The 21,776-nt window shown below is 65.4% G+C and carries 18 protein-coding genes; 17 read left to right on the top strand and 1 reads right to left on the bottom strand.

All coding sequences use genetic code 11. The features are described 5' to 3' along the window. Window positions 1-15: 15 nt before the first annotated feature. Complete coding sequence (locus HT051_RS11440; RefSeq protein WP_174542149.1) at window positions 16-945, top strand: LysR substrate-binding domain-containing protein; 930 nt, start codon at window positions 16-18, stop codon at window positions 943-945. A gap of 11 nt (window positions 946-956) precedes the next feature. Here HT051_RS11440 and HT051_RS11435 read toward each other — a convergent pair whose 3' ends face one another. Further along, the gene (locus HT051_RS11435) at window positions 957-1,919 is read right to left on the bottom strand and encodes an alpha/beta fold hydrolase (RefSeq protein WP_174542148.1); all 963 of its coding nucleotides are present in this window, start codon (window positions 1,917-1,919) and stop codon (window positions 957-959) included. A gap of 461 nt (window positions 1,920-2,380) precedes the next feature. Here HT051_RS11435 and mraZ point away from each other — a divergent pair, with 461 nt between their 5' ends. The 16 genes from mraZ (at window position 2,381) to ftsZ (ending at window position 21,509) form a co-directional block, all read left to right on the top strand. Beyond that, on the top strand, window positions 2,381-2,860 hold the full coding sequence (gene mraZ / locus HT051_RS11430; RefSeq protein ID WP_174542147.1) for a division/cell wall cluster transcriptional repressor MraZ: 480 nt from the start codon (window positions 2,381-2,383) through the stop codon (window positions 2,858-2,860). 53 nt (window positions 2,861-2,913) lie between these two features. After that, window positions 2,914-3,882, top strand: a complete 969-nt coding sequence (gene rsmH, locus HT051_RS11425; RefSeq protein ID WP_246810255.1) for a 16S rRNA (cytosine(1402)-N(4))-methyltransferase RsmH — start codon at window positions 2,914-2,916, stop codon at window positions 3,880-3,882. 49 nt (window positions 3,883-3,931) lie between these two features. Then, a complete protein-coding gene (locus HT051_RS11420) occupies window positions 3,932-4,288 on the top strand; it encodes a hypothetical protein (protein WP_174542146.1) in 357 nt (118 codons plus the stop codon). Between the two features lie 16 nt (window positions 4,289-4,304). After that, the gene (locus tag HT051_RS11415) at window positions 4,305-6,011 is read left to right on the top strand and encodes a penicillin-binding protein 2 (RefSeq protein WP_208454311.1); all 1,707 of its coding nucleotides are present in this window, start codon (window positions 4,305-4,307) and stop codon (window positions 6,009-6,011) included. 132 nt (window positions 6,012-6,143) lie between these two features. Further along, window positions 6,144-7,607, top strand: a complete 1,464-nt coding sequence (locus tag HT051_RS11410; RefSeq protein ID WP_174542145.1) for a UDP-N-acetylmuramoyl-L-alanyl-D-glutamate--2,6-diaminopimelate ligase — start codon at window positions 6,144-6,146, stop codon at window positions 7,605-7,607. Continuing rightward, window positions 7,600-9,015: a UDP-N-acetylmuramoylalanyl-D-glutamyl-2,6-diaminopimelate--D-alanyl-D-alanine ligase gene (locus tag HT051_RS11405; RefSeq protein WP_174542144.1), complete on the top strand. Its 1,416-nt coding sequence runs from the start codon at window positions 7,600-7,602 to the stop codon at window positions 9,013-9,015. The genes HT051_RS11410 and HT051_RS11405 overlap by 8 nt, the downstream gene beginning before the upstream one ends. 26 nt (window positions 9,016-9,041) lie before the next feature. Further along, entirely contained in the window at window positions 9,042-10,127 is a 1,086-nt protein-coding gene (mraY, locus tag HT051_RS11400; protein ID WP_174542143.1) for a phospho-N-acetylmuramoyl-pentapeptide-transferase, read from the top strand. 9 nt (window positions 10,128-10,136) lie between these two features. After that, window positions 10,137-11,546, top strand: a complete 1,410-nt coding sequence (murD, locus tag HT051_RS11395; RefSeq protein ID WP_174542142.1) for a UDP-N-acetylmuramoyl-L-alanine--D-glutamate ligase — start codon at window positions 10,137-10,139, stop codon at window positions 11,544-11,546. After that, a complete protein-coding gene (gene ftsW / locus HT051_RS11390) occupies window positions 11,543-12,730 on the top strand; it encodes a putative lipid II flippase FtsW (protein ID WP_174542141.1) in 1,188 nt (395 codons plus the stop codon). The genes murD and ftsW overlap by 4 nt, the downstream gene beginning before the upstream one ends. Further along, a complete protein-coding gene (gene murG, locus HT051_RS11385) occupies window positions 12,727-13,827 on the top strand; it encodes an undecaprenyldiphospho-muramoylpentapeptide beta-N-acetylglucosaminyltransferase (protein ID WP_174542140.1) in 1,101 nt (366 codons plus the stop codon). The genes ftsW and murG overlap by 4 nt, the downstream gene beginning before the upstream one ends. Before the next feature lie 36 nt (window positions 13,828-13,863). Beyond that, a complete protein-coding gene (murC, locus tag HT051_RS11380; protein ID WP_174542139.1) occupies window positions 13,864-15,294 on the top strand; it encodes a UDP-N-acetylmuramate--L-alanine ligase in 1,431 nt (476 codons plus the stop codon). A gap of 44 nt (window positions 15,295-15,338) precedes the next feature. Then, the gene (murB, locus tag HT051_RS11375; RefSeq protein ID WP_174542986.1) at window positions 15,339-16,220 is read left to right on the top strand and encodes a UDP-N-acetylmuramate dehydrogenase; all 882 of its coding nucleotides are present in this window, start codon (window positions 15,339-15,341) and stop codon (window positions 16,218-16,220) included. Window positions 16,221-16,398: 178 nt separating this feature from the next. After that, window positions 16,399-17,334: a D-alanine--D-alanine ligase gene (locus tag HT051_RS11370; RefSeq protein ID WP_174542138.1), complete on the top strand. Its 936-nt coding sequence runs from the start codon at window positions 16,399-16,401 to the stop codon at window positions 17,332-17,334. Continuing rightward, window positions 17,322-18,332 carry a cell division protein FtsQ/DivIB gene (locus HT051_RS11365; RefSeq protein ID WP_174542137.1) on the top strand — a complete coding sequence of 337 codons (1,011 nt, stop codon included), beginning with the start codon at window positions 17,322-17,324 and terminating at the stop codon, window positions 18,330-18,332. The genes HT051_RS11370 and HT051_RS11365 overlap by 13 nt, the downstream gene beginning before the upstream one ends. 90 nt (window positions 18,333-18,422) lie before the next feature. Then, a complete protein-coding gene (gene ftsA, locus HT051_RS11360; RefSeq protein WP_174542136.1) occupies window positions 18,423-19,664 on the top strand; it encodes a cell division protein FtsA in 1,242 nt (413 codons plus the stop codon). A gap of 96 nt (window positions 19,665-19,760) precedes the next feature. After that, window positions 19,761-21,509, top strand: coding sequence for a cell division protein FtsZ (gene ftsZ / locus HT051_RS11355; protein WP_174542135.1), 1,749 nt, complete (start codon window positions 19,761-19,763; stop codon window positions 21,507-21,509). The last annotated feature ends 267 nt before the right edge of the window (window positions 21,510-21,776 follow it).

Here is a 21,776-nt window from a genome sequence, read left to right as displayed (position 1 = left end):
TAAGGAAAACTGATCATGGTCACATTACGCCAACTCCGCTATCTGCAGGCCCTTGCCAGCCATGGCCATTTCGGCCGGGCGGCGCGCGCCTGCGCCGTGTCGCAGCCCGCATTGAGCATGCAGATCAAGGAGCTGGAGAAGGAGCTGGGCGTGCCGCTGGTGGAGCGCGCCAACCGCGATATGCGCCTTACGCCGGCCGGCCGCGAGGTGGTGCGCCGCGCCGACCAGATCTTGCGCGACGTGCGCGATCTCAAAGACTATGCCTCGGAGCATCGCGAGGATCTGGGCCCGAGCCTCACCCTCGGCGTGATCCCGACCCTCGGCCCGTATTTTCTGCCCGCCGTGCTGCCGCGCCTGCAGCGGCAATATCCCGATCTCGATCTTCGCCTGCACGAGACCCGCACCGAGTCTCTGGTCGACGGGGTGCAGGAGGGCGAGATCGACGCCGCCTTGCTGGCGCTGCCGATCGATGCGCCCAAGCTCGAGACCATGGCGCTGTTCGAGGACCGGTTCTTGCTGGCCGTGCCGCAAAGCCGGGCCATGCCGCGCAGCATGCGCACCGAGGATCTCGAACGAGAGCCGCTGCTCTTGCTGGAGGAAGGGCATTGTCTGCGCGATCAGACCCTGGCGCTGTGCAGTGCTGCTCATCCCGCCGCGCTCCGCCGCTTCGGCGCCACCAGTCTCACCACCATCCTGCAGATGGTGGCGAGCGGTTACGGCTCCACCCTGGTGCCGGAGATCGCGGTGCCGAGCGAGATCCGGCCGCAAAGTCAGCTCAAGCTGATCCGATTCAAGGCGCCGGAGCCGGCGCGCGAGATCGGCCTTGCCTGGCGCGCCTCTTCGCCCCGACGGCGTCAGCTGCAAAAGCTCGGCAGCTTCCTGAAGGAGAGCTGGCAGGAGAACGCCCCGCGGGCGATGTCGGAGACGGCGGCTGCGCTGGCTTAGCCCTGCGAGGCTTATCCGTGTGAGGCTTGGCCGCTCAAGAATTTCTGCATGAACTGCAAGGTCTGCCCCGGCTGCTCCTCTTGCGGCATGTGTCCGCACGACTTCACCAGCTGGAAGGAGGAGTGGGGGATGGAGCGCCGCAGCTTCAGCCCGATATCCATCGGCACGATCTTATCGTGGTCGCACCACATGATCAGGGTCGGGAGTTGGATCGAGCCATAGCGCTGTGAGATCGCGTCCAGATCCGGCGGCACGATCTGCCGCGCGCTATAGATGATGGCGTTCTTGCCTTCCGCCGTCCTCAGCGGCGCGGCATAGGCGTTCACCGCTTCCGGCGTGATCTTGGCGTTGTCGTAATAGGCGAGCTTCAGTGCCGTCTCGGCCTGGAAATTCGCCGGCACCATGCGCACGCCGAGCTGGGAGAGGCCGGGCACGCCCAACAGCTTGAAGAATACCGGCACGCGTTGCGGATAGGCGATGGTGTCGAGCAGGATCAGCTTCGAGATGCGGCCCTTCAGCCGGGTATCGGCTTGCAGCGCCAGGGCCAGCGCCACGCCGCCGCCGAAGGAATGCCCCACCAGCGTGACGTTGTGCAGGTTCTCCCGCTCGATTAGCTGCGCCAGCAGCTCGGCCTGATCCATCGCCGAATAGCGCTCGTCATAAGGCTTGTCGGAGCGGCCGAAGCCTTTCAAGTCGACGGCGATCACCCGATGGTTCTTGGCCAGGCCGGGAATGACGTATTTCCAGGTGAAGGTGCTGGAGCCGAAACCGTGGATCAGCAGGATCGGCGAGCCCTTGCCTTGCTCGTCGTAATAGAGCTCCACCGGCTTGCTCGGCGGGCCGAGCCGCGCATAGCCGCCGTCTGCGGCAAACCCGGCGGGCGAGGCCAGGCACAGCGCCAGCAGCCCGGCGGCAAAGGCAGCGGTTCGCGCAAAAGCGGCGCGGCGCAATCTCGATCCGAAAGTCTGTCCCATACCGCTCGCCCGATGCATCACGCCGTCATGCAAGCCATGTCATGCAAGCCAAGTCATGCAAACCATCGCCAAACCGTTCTCAAGGGTTTGCCCCCGTCCGGTCTCGCGGGATGCGAGCGGCAAGCGCGCGCAGCCGATCCATAGTTTCCCTCCATACCCCTGATTAAGCGTTAGCGCCATCCCCGGGGGTCCGAAGACGCAGTCTCGGCCGCAAAGATGGCGTTGGTGCGAACCCAGCCGGAAGGCAGTAGAAACCCGGGCTTGCCCAGGTTATTCCCATTGACGCCCATGATATCCCATGCTATCCCATAAATGCCCGTTCGGTACTGGGGTTGGGAGAGGCTGAGCCGCGTTCCTTACAGGCCACGAGGAGCAGCGCCGCCTCTCCCATCACCAAATCCCGGCAAGGCTTAGCCGCCTCGGCATTCAGTCGCCGCGTCGCTGAGGATGATGAGGGGGAGATGGATCAGTTTGTGTCGCGGTTCACCAATCGGATCGACACCAAAGGTCGGGTCTCCGTCCCTGCTTCCTTCCGGACGGTTCTCGCAAAAGACGGTTACGACGGGATTTACTGCTACCCGTCTCTCGACGCCCCGGCGCTCGATGCGGGCGGCAACCGTCTGGTCAACAAGATCACCGATCTGGTCGGCGAACTCGCCCCTTACTCAGACGAATACGATCACCTCGCCACGGCGCTCTACGGCACCAGCGACATCCTCTCTGTCGATCAGGATGGCCGCACGATCCTTCCGGAGCGCCTGCGCGAACATGCCGGAATCACCAATCAAGTCACCTTTGTGGGGCTCGGCGACAAATTTCAGATGTGGGAACCGAGCAAGTTCGAGGCCCACTTGGCGGAGGCGCAGCAGAGGGTGCGCGATCTCCGAAAGTTACTCGGCGCGGGGCGCCCAAGCGGCGGGCCTGAGGGGACACGGGAATGATGGCGGGCCGCGGCAACTCAGCCGCTGGCGGACTGGCTCGCCACATTCCCGTGATGCTTCAAGAGGTCATTGAGGCTCTCGCGCCGAAGAAGGGGCAGACCATCATCGACGGCACCTTCGGGGCAGGGGGCTATACCCGTGCCATCCTGGAAGCCGCCGATTGCAGCGTGATTGCCATCGACCGCGATCCGACCGCCATCGAAGGCGGCGCGGAGCTCGCTAAAAGCTTTCCCGACCGTTTGAAGCTGATCCTCGGCCGCTATAGCGAGATGGCGGATATCGCGGAGGATCTGGGCATTGCCGCCGTCGACGGCGTCGCCCTCGATCTCGGCATCTCCTCCATGCAGCTCGACGAGGCGGAGCGCGGCTTCTCCTTCATGCAGGACGGCCCGCTCGATATGCGCATGGGGGCGGAAGGCCCGACCGCCAGCGACATCGTCAACGAAATGCCGGAAGCGGATTTGAGCCGCATCATCGCCGTGCTCGGCGAGGAGCGCCGCGCCCGCGCCATTGCCCGCGCCATCTGCGCCGCCCGCACCGACGAGCCGATCCTGACCACGGGCGCGCTCGCCGCCATCGTCGCCAAGGTGCTGGGCCGCAAGCGCGACGAGACCAAGCATCCGGCGACCCGCACCTTTCAGGCGCTGCGGCTTTATCTGAATGCCGAGCTGGACGAGCTGGCCTATGGCTTGAGTGCCGCGGAGCGGCTTCTGGCGCCGGAAGGCCGCCTCGTGGTGGTCACCTTCCATTCGCTGGAGGACCGCATCGCCAAGCGGTTTCTCGCCTCCCGCAGCCTGCCGCCCTCCAAGGGGTCGCGGCATCTGCCGGATCCGGGCGAAGAAACTTCTGCGCCAAGCTTCCAGCTTCTTAACCGTCGTCCTGTATCACCGAATCAGGAAGAGATCGGATTGAACCCAAGAGCCCGCTCCGCCCGGCTTCGCGCCGGCATCAGGACAACGGCTCCGGCTCATCCTCTCGACCTCTCCGCGCTCGGCGTCCCCAAGCTGGCAAGTCCGGCCTAACGGGGAGGGGACGCACCGGCTCGGTGTCAATTGGTTTTGGGTTAGTGACATGCTGCGTTTCGTCAATATCTGCCTTCTGCTCGGCTTGGTCGGCCTCTCCTACGTCATCTACGACGTAAAATATGAGGCCCGCGGGCTCGATCACGACATCACGGTCCTGCACAAGAAGATCGACGAGGAGAAGGATTCCATCGCGGTGCTGCGCGCCGAATGGAGCCTGCTCAATCGGCCTGAGCGCATTGAGCGCCTGGCCGGGAAATTCCTCAATCTGGAGCCGTCCAACCCGCGTCAGATCCTCACCCTGGATTCGGTCTCCCAGGCCGAGTTCGACGCCAAGCTCGCCACGGCCGGACCGCCCGAACAGGACGTGCCGGACTACGTGAAGCTGCTGCAGGACACCGACTAAGCGGGAAGGAAGCGCAGTGGAGGAGAACGAAAAAACCAACACGGCCACGGCCCGCGCCGAACGGGCCTATATCGCCCGCAGCCGCAACCGTTTCCGCCTGGTCTTTCTAGCGTTCATCTGCGGCTTCCTGGCCGTCGGCGGACGTCTGGTGAGTCTCGGCTTCACCGTCACCGACGAGAGCGAGCCCGGGCTCTACGACATCTCCACCACAGTGCACCGCCCCGATATTCTGGACCGCAAGGGACGTCTGCTGGCCACCGACATCAAGGGCGCGACCCTGTTCGCCGACCCCAAGAAGGTGATCGACAGCGACGAGCTGGTGGAGCAGGTGGCCACCGTTCTGCCCGATATCGACCGGACCGAAATCCGCAAGCGTATCAACAAGGGCGGCCGTTTCGTTAGTATCCGCCGCGAACTCACGCCGAAGCAACAGGCGGAGATCCACGAGCTCGGTCTCCCGGGTCTCGGCTTCATCGAGGAATACCGTCGCGTCTATCCCGTCGGCGCCACAGCCTCCCATGTCGTCGGCTTCGTCGATGTCGACAATAACGGCCTTGCCGGGATGGAAAAGTTCGTCGACCAGAACCCGCAGCTGGCCTTCATGAACCCGCAGACCGAGGCCGGCGAGGAGACCATCAACATCTCCCTCGATCTCGGCGTGCAGCACGTGCTGCATGAAGAGCTGAAAAACGCCATGACCACCTACAAGGCCAAGGCCGCGGCCGGGGTGGTGATCGACGTGCATTCCGGCGAGGTGGTGGGGATGGCCTCGCTGCCGGATTACGATCCGAACCATCGCGAACAGGCGCTGGACAAGAACCGTCACGACCGCATGACCGCCGGCGTTTACGAGCTCGGCTCCATCTTCAAGGTGATGACCGTCGCCGCGGGCCTCGACGAGGGCGTCGCCACGATCCATTCCATTTACGACGCCACCAACCCGATCCATATGGGCGGCTTCACCATCGGCGATTTCCACGGCCTGCACCGGCCGATCACTGTGGAGGAGGTGTTCACCCACTCCTCCAATATCGGCGCTGCGAAGATCGCCCTGGATCTCGGCGTCGACCGCCATAAGGCCTTCCTGCGCAAGATGGGGCTGCTCGACAGCACCATGACCGAGCTTGGCGCCACGGCGGCGCCTCTGGTGCCCAAGCATTGGAAGAAGCTGAACACCATGACCATCGCCTTCGGTCACGGCCTGTCGGTGACGCCGCTGCAATACGCCGCCGCTGCGATCCCTCTGTGCAATGGCGGCATCGCCATTCAGCCGACCTTCCTGCCCCGGTCCCGGGCTGACGGCATGGCCTCCGGCCACCGGGTGGTGAAGACCTCCACCGCCAAGGATATGGTGCGGCTGATGCGGCTGAACGTGCTGGATGGCACCGGCGGACAGGCCGAGGCCGACGGCTACCGCGTCGGCGGCAAGACCGGCACCGCGGAGAAGGTGGTTGACGGCCGTTATTCCTCCTCGGCGCTGCGCAACTCGTTTCTCGCCACATTTCCGACCGACGCTCCCGAATATGTCGTGTTGGTGATGCTGGATGAGCCGCAGAAGGTCGAGGCGAGCCGTTACCTGCGCACGGCCGGTGCCAATGCCGCGCCGACCGTGGGGCGGATCGTTGCCCGCATCGCGCCGATCCTTGGTGTGGAGCCGAAGATCGAAGCGCCCGACCGGGGTCTCACCGCGCGGTTTGACGCGCCGGTCATGGCCTCCTATTAGAGCGCAAGCATTAGAGCATAAGGCAAACCGCTTATCCTGCTCGCCCGCGATGGGGCCGAGGCGCCGGAATCGGGGCCGTATCTTTGGCGAAGTCATTCATTCATGAGCAGGCGTGACGGGGCAAAACCGGTTATGAAGCTTGGCGAGTTGATCGGTCCTGATGCCGTGCTGCCGCAAGGCTGGTCCGATACCCCCATTCTGGGGCTCAGCGCCGATAGCCGCACCGTGCGGCCCGGCTATCTCTTTGCCGCCCTTCCGGGCGTGAAGACCGACGGGGCGAAATTCATCCAGCAGGCGATCGACAACGGCGCCGCGGCGATCCTTCTGCCGCGCGGGCATGCTCCTGCGGGAACGGATATTCCGCTGGTGGAAGATGCCGAACCGCGCCACGCCCTCTCCATGGCCGCGGCGAAATTCTACGGCGCCCAGCCGGAGACCGCGATCGCCGTCACCGGCACCAACGGCAAGACCTCCGTCGCCGCCTTTGTGCGCCAGCTCTGGGCGCGCCAAGGCTTTGCGGCGGCGAGCGTCGGTACGATCGGCGTGGTCGCGCCGAAGGAAAGCAAGGTTCTGCACCACACCACGCCCGACCCGATCGAGCTGCACCGCATCCTGGCGGAGCTGGCGGGCGAGGGCGTCACCCATCTGGCCATCGAGGCCTCCAGCCACGGGCTGCAGCAGCATCGCCTCGACGGGCTGAAGCTGAAGGCCGGCGGCTTCACCAACATCACCCGCGACCATCTCGATTATCACGCCAATTTCGAGGACTACCTCAACCAGAAGCTCCGCCTGTTCCGCGAGCGGCTGCAGCCCGGCGATACCGCCGTTGTGGATATCGGCAGCGAGGCGGCCGAGCGCGTGGCGGCCGAATGCATCGCCCGTGATCTGAAGCTGATCTCGGTCGGCAAGCGCGGCAAGACCTTGCGGCTGCTCGAAGCTGTGCCCGACGGCTTCGCCCAGCGCCTGCGCGTGCTCTATGAAGGCAAGACCTTCGAAATCAAGCTGCCGCTGGTCGGCGATTTCCAGGCCTCCAACGCGCTGGTCGCCGCCGGTCTCGTCATGGCGACGACAGGGGCGGGGGCGGAAGAGGTGCTGCCCATGCTGGAGGGGCTGGAGGGCGCCAAGGGCCGTCTCGATCTTGCCGGCACCACGACAGACGGTGCGCCGATCTTCATCGACTACGCCCACACACCGGACGCGCTAGAGAAAGCCATCGCGGCGCTGCGGCCCTACGTGAAGCACCGCCTGCTGGTGGTGTTCGGCTGCGGCGGCGACCGCGACAAGGGCAAGCGCCCGCAAATGGGCGCGGTGGCGACCAAGCTCGCCGACCAGGTTTATGTCACCGACGACAATCCGCGGAGCGAGGATCCGGCGGAGATCCGCCGCGCCATCCTCTCCCATGCCCCGGGCGCCATCGAGATTGGCGACCGTCATGCCGCCATCGCCGAGGCGATCTTTCATCTGGAGGCGGGCGACGTGCTGCTGGTCGCCGGCAAGGGCCACGAGACCGGCCAGATTATCGGCGACAAGGTGATCCCCTATACCGACCACGAAGCCGTGGCCACGGCTCTGAAGGATTTGCAGGCGCGTGGCTGAAGCCCTTTGGATCATTGACGAAATCTGTCAGGCGACGGGCGGCCGCTCGGCGCTCGATCCTGCCGCCACGGTCACCGGCATCTCCATCGATACGCGGACATTGCAGCCGGGCGAGGCCTATATCGCCATTCGCGGCGTCGCCAAGGACGGTCATGAATTCGTGCCCGCCGCCTTCGAGGCCGGCGCCTCCTGCGCCATCGTGGCGGAGGACTACGAAGCCGCCGACGAGGCCAAGCTGATCCGGGTCAAAGATCCCTTCGAAGCCTTGCAGCAGCTCGGCCGCGCCGCGCGCGATCGCGCCACCGAGACCCGGATCATCGCCGTCACCGGCAGCGCCGGAAAGACCGGCACCAAGGAGGCCTTGCGCATCGCCCTCAGCCCCTCAGGCACGGTGCATGCCTCGGCAAAGTCCTACAACAATCACTGGGGCGTGCCGCTCTCCCTCGCCAATATGCCGAAGGATGTGAGCTTCGGCATCTTCGAGGCGGGCATGAACCATGCCGGCGAGCTGACCCCGCTCAGCCAGATGATCCGGCCCCATATCGCCATCGTCACCACCATTGCCGCGGTGCATCTCGGCCAGTTCCCGAACCTTGCCGCCATTGCCGATGCCAAGGCGGAGATCTTCGCCGGGATCGAGAAGGACGGCACCGCGATCCTCAATCGCGACAACGAATTCTACGGGCGGTTGGCCGAGGCGGCGAAGACGGAGGGCGCCAAGGTGGTCGGCTTCGGCGAAGCGGAAGAAGCCGATATGCGTCTAGTCCAGGCGGATCTCGATGCCACGGGCTCGCAAGTCACCGCTTCCTATCGCGGCCAGACCCTGCGCTACCGGCTCGGCGCGCCTGGCCTCCATCTGGTGCAAAATTCTCTGGCGGTTCTGGCGGCTGTCGATGCGGCGGGCGCCGATCTGGTAAAAGCCGCCGATGTGCTGTCCCATGTCCACGCCCAGGCCGGGCGCGGCGCCTGGCATGTCTTCGAAGGCAAGACCGGCAAAGTGGCCATTATCGATGAGGCCTATAATGCCAATCCGGCCTCCATGCGCGCCGCTCTGGCCATTCTCGGCCTGACGCCCAGGTCCGACTATCCGCGCCGCATTGCCGTGCTGGGTGATATGCTGGAGCTTGGCGAGGCGGCGGAAAGCTTCCATACCGGGCTCGCCCCAGATATTGACGCGGCGGGGGTAGATGTTGTTTTTGCCTGCGGCCCGCTGATGGGTGCGCTTTATCGCGATTTGCCGCCTGCTAAGCAGGGCGCCTATGCTGCCGCATCCGGCGAGCTGGCGCTGCGAGTCGTGCAAGCGCTTCAGCCGGGCGACGTGGTCATGGTCAAGGGCTCGTTCGGGTCCAAGCTTGGGCCCTTGGTCGAGGCGCTGCAAAATCATCTGAAAGGCGGCGCCCTGGATTAGCCTGGGGCCGTAGAGGGGGTAGGGGGATGTTGTACTGGCTGTTCGAGCTCTCAGGCGAGCTCAGCGTCTTCAACATCTTTCGGTACATCACCTTCCGCACCGGCGGCGCGCTGCTGACGGCGCTGCTGTTCGTCTTCCTGTTCGGCCCGGCGATCATCCGCTCCTTGCGTATCCGCCAGGGCAAGGGCCAGCCGATCCGTACCGACGGGCCGGCCCATCATCTTTTGGAGAAGCAGGGCACGCCCACCATGGGCGGGCTGATGATCCTGTCCGGAGCGCTGGTCTCGATCCTGCTCTGGGCCAACCTCACCAACCCTTACGTCTGGGTGGTGCTGGGCCTGACCATGGTCTATGGCGCGGTGGGGCTCTACGACGATTATCTGAAGGTCACCCGGCAATCGACCGCCGGCTTCCGCGGCCGGGTGAAGATCGTCATCGAGGCCATCGCCGCGGTGATCGCCGCTGCCGTGATCTCCTATCTTTCCGATCCGGAGCTCGCCAACCAGCTGGCGATCCCGTTCCTGAAGAACGTCACCATCGATCTCGGCTGGTTCTATGTGCCCTTCGGCGCCTTCATCATCGTCGGCGCCGGCAATGCGGTGAATCTTACCGACGGGCTGGACGGTCTCGCCATCGTCCCCGTCATGATCGCCTCGGCCACTTTCGGCCTGATCGCCTATCTGGTCGGCAACGTGCTGTTCTCCGACTATCTGCAGCTGCATTTCGTGCAAGGCACCGGCGAGCTGGCCGTGGTCTGCGGCGCCCTGGTCGGCGCCGGTCTCGGCTTCCTATGGTTCAACGCGCCGCCCGCCTCCATCTTCATGGGCGATACCGGCTCGCTGGCCCTGGGCGGGGCGATCGGCACCGTCGCGGTGGCCATCAAGCACGAGCTGGTGCTGGCGGTGGTCGGCGGATTGTTCGTGCTGGAGGCGGTCTCGGTGATCGTCCAGGTGGCCTCGTTCAAGCTCACCGGCTACCGGGTTTTCCGCATGGCGCCGCTTCACCATCATTTCGAACAAAAGGGATGGAAAGAATCCACCATCGTGGTTCGCTTTTGGATTATCGCGGTGGTTCTCGCCCTGTTGGGCCTTGCGACGCTGAAATTGCGCTAAGTTCTTGCAATGATTCCCTGCACCCTCTTCGGCGGACGGCGTGTCGCCGTCTTCGGCCTCGGCTTAAGCGGAATTGCCGCCGCTAAAGCGTTGCAAGCCGGCGGTGCGGACGTGCTCGCCTGGGACGACAAGCCGGAGACCCGGGAGAAGGCGCAGGCTGCGGGCGTGCCCCTGGCCGATCTGAACGCCGAAGATTGGAGCGGGATCGCCGCGCTCGTCTTGGCGCCGGGCGTACCGCTCACCCACCCCAAGCCCCATTGGACGGTGGAGAAGGCAAAAGCCGCCGGGATCGAGGTAATCGGCGATACCGAGCTGTTGTTCCGCGAAAAGGAAGCGCAAGGGAGCGCGGCACGGGTGCTGGTGATCACCGGCACCAACGGCAAATCCACCACCACCGCGCTGACCGCCCATCTCTTGGAGGAGGCGGGAAAGCGCGTGGCCCTCGGCGGCAATATCGGCCGCGCCGTGCTGGATCTCGATCCCTTCGCCGACGATCTCACCTATGTGCTGGAGCTCTCCTCCTTCCAGATCGATCTCACCCCCTCGCTGCATCCCAATGCCGGCGCGCTTCTGAACATCACCCCGGACCATCTCGACCGCCACGGCACGCTCGAAGCTTACGCCGCCATCAAGGCTCGCATCTTCGCTCTGATGGGGGCGGGCGATACCGCAGTGATCGGCATCGACGATGCGCCCTCCCGCGCCATCGCAAAGACGCTGCAAGGGCCTTACGCGGTGAAACAGATCAGCGTGACGGGCAAGGTCGAGACCGGCGTCTATGGCGCCGAGGCCACGCTGCACGAGATGGCGGCGGGCGACGAGATCGCCACCGCCAGCCTGGACGGCATCGCCTCCTTGCGCGGCGCCCATAACTGGCAGAATGCCGCCGCAGCCTACGCGCTGGCCCGCGCCGAAGGCCTTTCCCGCGAAGAAATTGCGCGCGGTCTCAAGAGCTTCGGCGGCCTCGCTCACCGCATGGAGCAGGTGGCCAAGCGCGGCTCCGTCCTCTTCGTCAATGATTCCAAGGCCACCAATGCCGATGCCGCCGCCAAGGCGCTGGCGAGTTTCCAGCCGATCTATTGGATCGTCGGCGGGCGCGCCAAGGCCGGCGGCTTGAGCGGTCTGGAGAGCTACTACCCGCATATCGCCAAGGCCTATCTGATCGGCGAGGCGGCGGAGGACTTCGCCGCCCAGCTCGGCGACGCCGTGCCTCACACGATTGCCGGCACGCTGGACGAGGCGGTGCGCCTGGCTGCGGCCGATGCGGCAAGCGACGATGCGGCGGAGCCCGTGGTGCTGCTTTCGCCGGCCTGCGCGTCCTACGATCAATTCCCCAATTTCGAGATGCGCGGCGACGCCTTTCGCAAAGCCGTGACGGCTCTGGAGGGCGTCACGGCGCCGGAAGGAGCGGTCGCATGAGACTGGCCCGCGCCGACCGCAGCGTGCTCTCCGATTGGTGGTTCACCGTCGACCGGTTGATGCTGGTGGCGCTGCTGCTGCTGATGGTGGCGGGGCTGCTGCTGTCCTTTGCCGCCAGCCCGCCCATGGCGGCGCGCTACGATCTGGAGCCGCTCTATTTCGTCCGCCGCCACGCCATCATGATGGTCCCGGCGCTGATCCTCATGTTCGCCGCCTCGACCCTGAGCCCGAAATATATCCGCCGCGCCAGCCTGGTGATCTTCGCCGGCGGACTTTTCATGATGCTGCTGGCGCTGTGGATCGGGCCTGAGATCAAGGGCGCCCAGCGCTGGCTGCAGCTTGGGCCGATGTCGATCCAGCCCTCCGAATTCGTCAAGCCGGCCTTCGTGGTGCTGGTCGCCTGGCTGTTCAACGAATACCAGACCCGCAAGGACGTGCCCGGCCTGGAACTGGCGGTGCTGTTCTACGCCATCTTCGTCACGCTTCTGGTGATGCAGCCGGATTTCGGCCAGACCCTGCTGGTCACCCTGGTCTGGGGCGGGCTGTTCTTCATGGCCGGCATGGACCTGGTCTGGATCGTGGCGCTCGGCATCGTCGCCATCGTCGGCGTCACCGCGAGTTATTTCCTCGTGCCCCATGTGGCCTCGCGTATCGACCGGTTCTTGGATCCATCCTCGGGCGACACCTACCAATCCGACCGGGCGCTGGAGTCCTTCCTCCATGGCGGCTGGTTCGGCCGCGGGCCGGGCGAGGGCACCATCAAGAATGTGCTGCCCGACGCCCATACCGACTTCATCTTCGCCGTCACGGCGGAGGAGTTCGGGCTCGCCGTCTGCCTCGTCCTGGTGGCGCTGTTCGCCTTCATCGTCATCCGCGGCTTCTCCAAGGCAGCACAGGAGCCCGACGGTTTCATCCGCCATGCCGTCGCCGGGCTGATCATGCTGTTCGGCTTCCAGGCGCTGATCAATGTCTCGGTGAATATCGGGCTGCTGCCGGCCAAGGGCATGACGCTGCCCTTCATCTCCTATGGCGGCTCCTCCTTCCTCTCCATGGCGCTGACCATGGGCTTCGTGCTCGGCCTGACCCGCAAGCGGCCCATGGCGGTGCAGCCCAAGCCGCGTCCGAAGCCGCGCACCGCGCGGGCGCAGGCGAAGGAGGAGAAGACCCAGGAGCAGGCGGCATGAGCGAAGCACCGTTTCTTCTGGCGGCCGGCGGTACCGCCGGCCATCTCTTCCCCGCCGCCGCTCTGGCCGAGGAGCTGGTCCGGCGCGGCCATCCGGTCGAGCTCGCCACCGATATGCGGGCGGAGAAGTATGGGGGCGATTTCCCGGGCCGCGCCATGCATCCCTTGCATTCGGCGACTCTGTCCGGACGCAATCCGATTGCCATAGCCAAGACCTTCGCCACGCTCGGCCGCGGCTATTTCGAAGCTTTGGCGCTCCTGACGAAGATGCGGCCGCGCGCGGTGATCGGCTTCGGCGGTTATCCCACCCTGCCGCCGCTGATCGCCGCCAGAACGCTCGGCATTCCTTCCGCCTTGCACGAGCAGAACGCCGTGATGGGCCGGGCCAACCGGCTGTTGTCCAAATTCGCCAGCAAGGTCGCGCTCACCTTCCCGCAGACCCAGGCGATGAGCCAGGCGGTGGAGGAGAAATCCACCGTCACCGGAACGCCGGTGCGCGATGCCGTGCTCGCCTTCCGCGACATGCCCTATACGCCGCCGGAGTCCGACGGGCGCCTGCTGCTGCTTGTCTTCGGCGGCAGCCAGGGCGCGCATTTCTTCTCCGAGGCGATGCCCGCCGCCCTGCCGCTTCTCCCCGAGGCGATACGCGCCCGGCTCACCGTGGTGCAGCAATGCCGCCCGGAGGATCTTGAGGCGGTGAAGGCCGCTTACGCGAAGGCCGGCATCGCCGCCCATCTTGCGCCTTTCTTCAAGGATCTGCCCGAGCGCATCGCCAATTCCCATCTGGTGATCGCCCGCGCCGGCGCCTCCACCGTGGCGGAAATCGCCGTCATCGGCCGCCCCGGCCTGCTGGTGCCGCTGCCGCATGCTCTTGACAACGATCAGCTCCGCAATGCTACTCGGCTCGCTGAAGCCGGCGGGGGCTGGTGCTTTCCCCAAAGCGAGTTGAGCCCGGAGCGTTTGGCGAAGGAGTTGGAAGCGCTGCTTTCCGCGCCGCAGCGTCTCGCCGACGCTGCAGCGGCGGCCAGAGCGTTCGGCGAACCCGATGCGGTTGAGAAGCTCGCCGATTTCGCTGAAGGTCTCGCCGCCTCCCGCTAGGCGCGGCATGCGAACAAGGATCAGGACGGAACACCCATGCGTCTGCCACCGCCGGAAAAAGCCGGCATCTTTCATATCGTCGGGATCGGCGGCATCGGCATGAGCGCCATCGCCGAGGTGATGGCGACCCGTGGCTATGCCGTGCAGGGCAGCGACCTGAAGGACAGCCCCAATCTGGAGCGCCTGCGCAAGATGGGCGTCACCTGCATGATCGGCCACGCCCCCGACAATATCGAGGGCGCCCGGCATCTGGTGATCTCCAGCGCCGTGAAACCGGGTAATCCGGAATTCGAGGCGGCCAAGGAGCGGGGCGTACCCATCATCCGCCGCGCCGAGATGCTGGCCGAGCTGATGCGCGACCGCGCCACCGTCTCGATCACCGGCAGCCACGGCAAGACCACCACCACGGCGATGATCGCCGATCTGCTCAACGATGCCGGTCTCGATCCCACCGTGATCGCCGGCGGCATCATCAACGCCTGGGGCACCAATGCCCGCATCGGCGAGGGCGAGTGGATGGTGGTCGAGGCCGACGAATCCGACGGCACCTTCGTCAAGCTGCCGACCCAGATCGGCGTCGTCACCAATATCGACCCGGAGCATATGGATTACTGGGGAGACTTGGAGAAGCTTCACAAGGCGTTCGAGCAATTCATTGACGCGATTCCGTTTTACGGCCTCGTCGTCGCCTGTATCGATCACCCCGTGGTGCGCGAGATGCTGGCCCGGCTCGGCGGGGCGGCGAACGGCCGCCGCGTGCTCACCTATGGCGTGGCGCGCGACGCCGATATCCGCATGACCAATCTCAAAAGCGGGCCCGGCGGCGTCACCTTCGATGTTCGCTTCGGCTCTGCGGTGCAGGGCGGCGCGCGCGATCTCGAGGGCCTCGAGCTGCCGATGCTCGGCCATTACAACGTGCTGAATGCGCTCGCTGCATTGGCGGTCGGCGTCGAGGCGGGACTCTCCGACGCGACGCTGCGCAAGAGTCTCGGCGTGTTCTCCGGCGTGAAACGGCGTTTCACTCATGTCGGCGAGTGGAACGGCATCCATCTTTACGACGATTACGCCCATCACCCGGTGGAGATCGCCGCCGTGCTGCGCGCGGCGCGAAGCGCCGAGGCCGGCCGCGTCATCGCCGTGATCCAGCCGCACCGCTATACGCGGCTGCAGAACCTGTTCAACGAATTCTCCGCCTGTCTCGACGATGCCCATATCGCCATCGTCACCCCGATCTATTCGGCGGGCGAGGCGCCGATCCCCGGCATTGACCGCGACGAGTTTGCAGAAAGCCTCCGCCGCCACGGTCATCCCCATGTGGTGACCATCGACGGCGAAACCGATTTGGCGGCGCGCCTGGCCGAGCTGGCCGAGCCCGGCGATATGGTGATCGGCCTTGGTGCCGGCACCATCTCCGAATGGATCTACGGCCTGCCCAAATCGCTTGACGCTGCGGGGGCGAAATCGTGAGCGAGATTGCCGATACCGGACTTGCCGGAGAGCTTGCCGCCGCCATGCCCGAGCTGCGCGGCGCGCTGAGGCCTGCCGTGACCTTGGCCGATCTTTCCTGGTTCCGGGTCGGCGGTCCGGCCGAGGCGCTGTTCATTCCGGCCGACGAGGCCGATCTCGCTTACTTCCTGAGCAACCTGCCCGAAGAGGTGCCGGTGACCACCATCGGGCTCGGCTCCAACCTGCTGATCCGCGATGGCGGCATCGGCGGGGTGGTGATCCGCCTCGGAAAAGGCTTCGGCATCATCGAGGTCGAGGAGGGAAGCCGCATCCGCGCCGGCGCCGCCGTGCCCGACGTGAAGGTCGCCCGTGCCGCCGGCGATGCCGGTATTGCCGGGCTCGCCTTCTATCGCGGCATTCCCGGCTCCATCGGCGGAGCGCTGCGCATGAATGCCGGCGCCCATGGCGGCGAGACCAAGGATATCCTGATCGAGGCCCGCGCCGTCGACCGCCGCGGCAAGATCCATATTCTGCCCGTCGCCGCGCTCGGCTACACCTACCGCCATTGCGGCGCGCCGGAGGATTTCATCTTCACCGAAGCCCTGTTCCAGGGGAGGCCGGGCGACACCGCCGCGATCCAGGCGGAGATGAAGGAGATCGCCGATTACCGGGAGGAGGTGCAGCCGATCAAGAGCCGCACCGGCGGCAGCACCTTCAAGAACCCGCAAGGCCATAAATCCTGGCAGCTGATCGACGCTGCCGGCTGCCGCGGGCTGGAGATCGGAGGCGCCAAAGTCTCCGAATTGCACTGCAATTTCCTCATCAATGAGGGGGGCGCCAGCGCCGCCGATCTGGAAGAGCTGGGCGAGACCGTGCGCGCCCGCGTGAAACAGACCAGCGGCGTGCAACTCGACTGGGAAATCAAGCGCCTCGGCGTAAAACCATAAAAATCGCTTTATCCGATTCCTGTGGACGGTCCGGCATTGTCTCTTGCGCGTCTCTATCGTAGACCAGTTAGAGCAAGTGATTCGCTAATGGGCCCTGCTTCGTGTGGTTTTTCAACCACTTGGCCGATTCGGCAGGCAGGCTCTGAGCGCGAATCGAGCTTCGGGGGGCCGGCGCGAGATGAGCGCGAACGACATTCATGTAGCGGTGTTGATGGGCGGCATGTCTGCCGAGCGCGAGGTCTCTCTGCGCTCGGGCGATGCCTGCGCCGCCGCGCTTGAGGGCGAAGGCTATCGCATCACCAAGATCGACGCCGGCCGCGACGTCGCCGCGCAGCTCACCGAAGTCTCTCCCGATGTCTGCTTCAACGCTCTGCATGGCCGCTACGGCGAGGATGGCTGCGTGCAGGGCGTGCTGGAGACCCTCGGCATCCCCTATACCCATTCCGGCGTGCTGGCCTCCGCTCTCGCCATGCACAAGGAGCGCGCCAAGTCTGCGCTGAAGGCAGGCGGCGTTCCCGTCGCCGAGAGCCTGGTGCTGCCGCGCCTGGAGGCCGCCAAGGCCCACCCCATGGAGCCGCCTTACGTGATCAAGCCGGTGAATGAGGGCTCCTCGGTCGGCGTCTTCATCGTGCGCGAGGATCAGAGCCATCCGCCGCAAGAGCTGTTCGCCTCCGAATGGGGATTTGGCGAGGAGGTCATGATCGAGCGCTACATCCCCGGCCGCGAGCTAACCTGCGCGGTGATGGGCGACGATCCGCTGGACGTGATCGAGATTCTGCCGGCGGGCGAGGCGGTATTCTACGACTATGAGGCAAAATACGCCGCTGGGGGCTCCGACCACGTCCTGCCCGCTAAAATTTTACCTAATGTTTACCAATTGGTACGGAAGCTGTCCCTTGCGGCTCATCGGGCACTGGGCTGCAGAGGGGTAAGCCGAGCGGACTTCCGTTACGACGATACCAAAGACGGCCTGGACGGCCTGATCTGCCTCGAAGTCAACACCCAGCCCGGAATGACCTCTACGTCGCTCGTGCCCGAGCTTGCGGCGTATAGCGGTCGCTCATTTGGCGATCTGGTCCGTTGGATTGTGGAGGATGCGTCGTGCAATCGCTAACGTCTTTGCCTAAACGGCTTGGACTTAAGAAAGCGAAAAAGCCTGCCGACCCGCTGCGCGAGCGGGCGCTCGCTGTTGCGCGCCAATCCAAGCTCAAGCCCGTCGAGCTTACCGGCTCCCGCGACATCCGCCGCGTCTCCAGCCGGCGCCTGCGCCGCATCGAGCTGCACCGCAGCCGGCGCACCCGGTCCTGGCGCGTGGTGGCCGCCGGCTTCGTCGGTCTCGGCGCCGCTTACGGACTTTGGTATGGCGGCCAGATCGGCACGCTCTACACCCAGGCTCAGAACGGCATCGGCGCGCTCGCCGTGGCGGCCGGTCTCGGCACCAGCCAGATCGCGCTGGAAGGCCAGGGCCATGCCTCCGACGCCCAGATCACCCAGGCGCTCGACGTCACGCCCGACACGATTTTGCTCGCCTTCGATACCGCGGCGGCGAAAGAGCGGCTGGAGAAGCTGTCCTGGATCAAACATGCCCAGGTGATGCGGCTTCTGCCCTCGACGCTGAAGGTCGTGGTCGAGGAGCGCACCCCTTATGCCGTCTGGCAGAACAAGGGAAAGACCTACGTCATCGATTCCGAAGGCGTGGTGCTCGCCCCCGCCGTGCCGGATGCCTATCCGGAGCTTCCCATCGTGGTGGGGCAGGGCGCGGCGACCGGCGCCAAGGCGCTCTATGCCACCTTGTCGGATTTTCCCGAGCTGAAGCGCCAGCTGCTGGCGGCGATCCGCGTCGGCGACCGCCGCTGGAACCTGAAGCTCACCTCAGGGCTCGACGTCATGCTGCCGGACGACAATATCGGCCAGGCGCTGACGGCTCTGAGCGAACTCGACAGCCAGCGCGGGCTGCTGAACCGGCATATCGCGAGCGTGGATCTGCGTCTCGCCGACCGGGTCACTGTCCGCCTGCATGAGACACCATCGCTGCCTGACGGGGGGCCACCCGCCGGACAGCCGACAACACCGACGGCGAGCACGAGCGCAGTGCCGAAGGGGAACACGTAACGAACCGAGGCAAGTAAAGGACCCGATTGGATTTAACGAAGGATGCGGCATCCAATCTTAAATAGGGCAAGGCGCCCCAAAACCCTCGCAGTGCTGGATATCGGCACGAGCAAGATCGGCTGCCTGATCGCCAAGGCGCAGGCTGCTCCCGATTGGCTCGATGGCGAGCCTATGCAGTTCGGGCTGCTGGGCTTCGGCCATCATCGCGCCGAGGGCATGAAGGGCGGCATGATCGTCAATCTCGACAGCGCCGAGCATTGCATTCGCTCGGCCGTCGACGAGGCGGAACGCATGGCCGAGGTGACCGTCGAGGACGTCGCCATCGCCGTCACCTGCGGCCGCCTGAAGAGCGACAGCTTCTCCGCCAGCGTGGCGCTGGCCAACGGCGTGGTGCGCGAGGACGATATCGCCCGCATCCTGGCCGGCGGCTGGCAGTACGCGGCCCGCGACGGTCGCACCGTGCTGCACGCCCTGCCGATCAGCTACGACCTCGACGACAATCGCGGCATCCACGATCCCCTCGGTATGAGCGGCGAGCGCCTGGCCATCGACATCCATACGGTGACCGCCGACGACGTCGCCATGCGCAACCTGATGCTCTGCGTCGAGCGCTGCCATCTCGGCGTCTCGGCCCTGGTCGCCGCGCCTTACGCCTCGGCACTGTCGGTGATCAGCCAGGACGAGGCCGAGCTCGGCGTCGCCACCATCGATTTCGGCGCCGGCACCACCACGCTTTCGGTGTTCCAGGATGGCCATCTGATCCATGTCGATGCCATCGCCATGGGCGGCTACGGCCTGACCACCGATATCGCCCGCAGCCTGTCGACCCCGATCGAGCATGCCGAGCGGCTGAAGACCCTGCATGGCAGCGCCTTCGCCACGCCCTCCGACGAATGCGAGATCATCACCTATCCGACGGTGGGCGATGCGCACGGCCATAATCTCAATCAGATCACCAAGGCTCAGCTGGCGGTGATGCTGCGGCCGCGCATCGAGGAGATTCTCGATCAGATGCGCAAGCGTCTCGCGGCTAACGATCACGCAGCCGATGCGGCACAGCACCTGGTGCTGACCGGCGGCGGCAGCCAGCTCACCGGCTTGCCGGAGCTCGCCTCCAATATGTTTGGCAAGCCCGCACGCCTTGGGCGGCCGAAGCCTTTGCTCGGCGCCGGCGATGTCGGGCAGGGCCCAGATTTTTCCACGGCCACCGGGCTTCTGCACCAGTGGGCGCGGGGAGACGACCGGCTGTCGAGCCGGTCGCAGCAGCGTTTTCTCGGAACCGGCACAGGCTATTTCGCCTGGGTAAGCGAGTGGATCCGGGACAATTTTTGACGAAGTCGAACACCGCAGGCTCTTCGCTAGAAGTTTCGCGAGGGGGAGCCGGATACGAAGGACACACGTCCTAGGACAGAGGAACGGAACAGCGCCATGACCATCAATCTGAAAGTCCCCGACGTGACGGAGCTAAAGCCGCGCATCACCGTATTCGGTGTCGGTGGCGCGGGTGGCAATGCCGTCAACAACATGATCGCAGCCGGTGTCGAGGGGGTGGACTTCGTCGTCGCCAACACCGACGCCCAGGCTCTGCACAGCTCTACCGCCGAGCGCCGCGTCCAGATGGGCACCAACGTGACCGAAGGACTGGGCGCCGGCTCCAAGCCGGAGATCGGTGCCGCCGCCGCCGAAGAGGCGATGGCCGACATCAAGTCCCATCTCACCGGATCGCACATGGTGTTCATCACCGCCGGCATGGGCGGTGGCACAGGCACCGGTGCCGCGCCGGTGATTGCCCGCGCCTCCCGCGAGGAGGGCATCCTCACCGTGGGCGTCGTCACCAAGCCGTTCCAGTTCGAAGGCGTGAAGCGCCTGCGGTCCGCCGAATCCGGCATCTCCGAGCTTGAGCAGTATGTCGACACGCTGCTGGTGATCCCGAACCAGAACCTGTTCCGCGTCGCCAACGAGAAGACCACCTTCTCCGACGCCTTCGCCATGGCCGACGACGTCCTGCGCTCGGGTGTTTCCTGCATCACCGATCTGATGGTGAAGGAAGGCCTGATCAATCTCGACTTCGCCGATGTCCGCACCATCATGGCCGGCATGGGCAAGGCGATGATGGGCACGGGCGAAAGCTCCGGCGAGCGCCGCGCCGTCGAAGCCGCCGATGCGGCGATTTCCAATCCGCTGCTGGACGACGTTTCCATGCGCGGGGCGAGCGGCCTTCTGGTGTCGATCACCGGTGGCAACGATCTCACCCTCTACGAGGTGGACGAGGCGGCCAGCCGTATTCGTGCCGAGGCCGATGAGGACGCCAACATCATCGTCGGCGCCACCTTCGACGATAAGCTCGATGGCGTGATCCGCGTCTCCGTTGTCGCCACGGGCCTCGGTCCGGTCGACTTCGAGGCGACCGTGCCGGAGGAGCGTCAGGAGAGTGCGGAAGAAGAGCCGCTGACCCTGACCGAGCGTCTGGCCGGCCTCAGCGCCATGCCGCCGAGCATCGGCGGCAAGCGCGAAGCCACGGCCGAGGAGAAGCCGGCCGCGCCGCGGACCGAGAACCAGGCACCGCTTTGGCAGGCTCCGGGCAACGTCACCATCGAGCGCCGTCCGGCTCCGGCCCCGCGTGCCCAGGCTCCCGCCGCGGAGAAGCCGGCTGCGCCTGCGCCGAAGTTCAGCCCGGCCCCGCCGGCTAGCGCCGCGCGTCCCGTGCGCCGCATGCCCAATGTCGACGAGCTTCCCGTCGTGGCCCAGAACGAGATCCGGGCCAAGTCGGGCGATCACGACGCCCAAGGCCTGGATGCCCATAAGCGTAAAGTGGGCTTCCTGGAGCGCCTCGCCGGCGTCGCGCTCCGTAAGGAGGACGAGGAAGACGACTCCAAGCACGAGCCGAATTTCGGCGAGCCCCAGCTCGGCGAGCCGCGGCGTGCCGAGCCCAAGCTGGCCGATCCGGAGGAGGCGCCTGCCGCGCCGGCTCCGCGTGCCGAGCAGCAGGGCGGTGCCAAGATCGTGCGGCCGCAAGAGTCCGCTCCGGAGCGTGGCACCGACCGCGCTGGCGTGACGCCGATGCCGAAGCGGGCATCGCTGAAGCGCCGTGCCGATCTCCAGGCTGAGGGGAGCGACGAATCGGAGAATCAGGACGATCTGGAGATTCCCGCCTTTCTCCGCCGCCAGGCCAACTAACCGCTCGCAGTTTCTGTAAAATTGCGAGCGGGCAACCGCCACATACGGTAAAGATGTGTAGTTAATTCAAGGAGTTATATGGTTACGGGGGCGGTAACACATTGAAAGAAAGCGTGATTTGTCGCCCCACGCAGCCCCGTTTATGGTTCTCAATAGGTTGATCGAACGCGACCACGAGCACGTTTAAGAGGTTCAACGCGTCGGTCCAGGGGGGTTCGAGTTTAACGAATTGGCTCGAACTGAGTTTGGGAACTCAAAACTACGGCG

The organism is Methyloligella sp. GL2 (genome assembly GCF_013341275.1).
Lineage (GTDB): Bacteria > Pseudomonadota > Alphaproteobacteria > Rhizobiales > Methyloligellaceae > Methyloligella.
The sequence above is the reverse complement of the archived record's forward strand: the minus strand, read 5'-3'. Positions and strand labels throughout refer to the sequence as shown.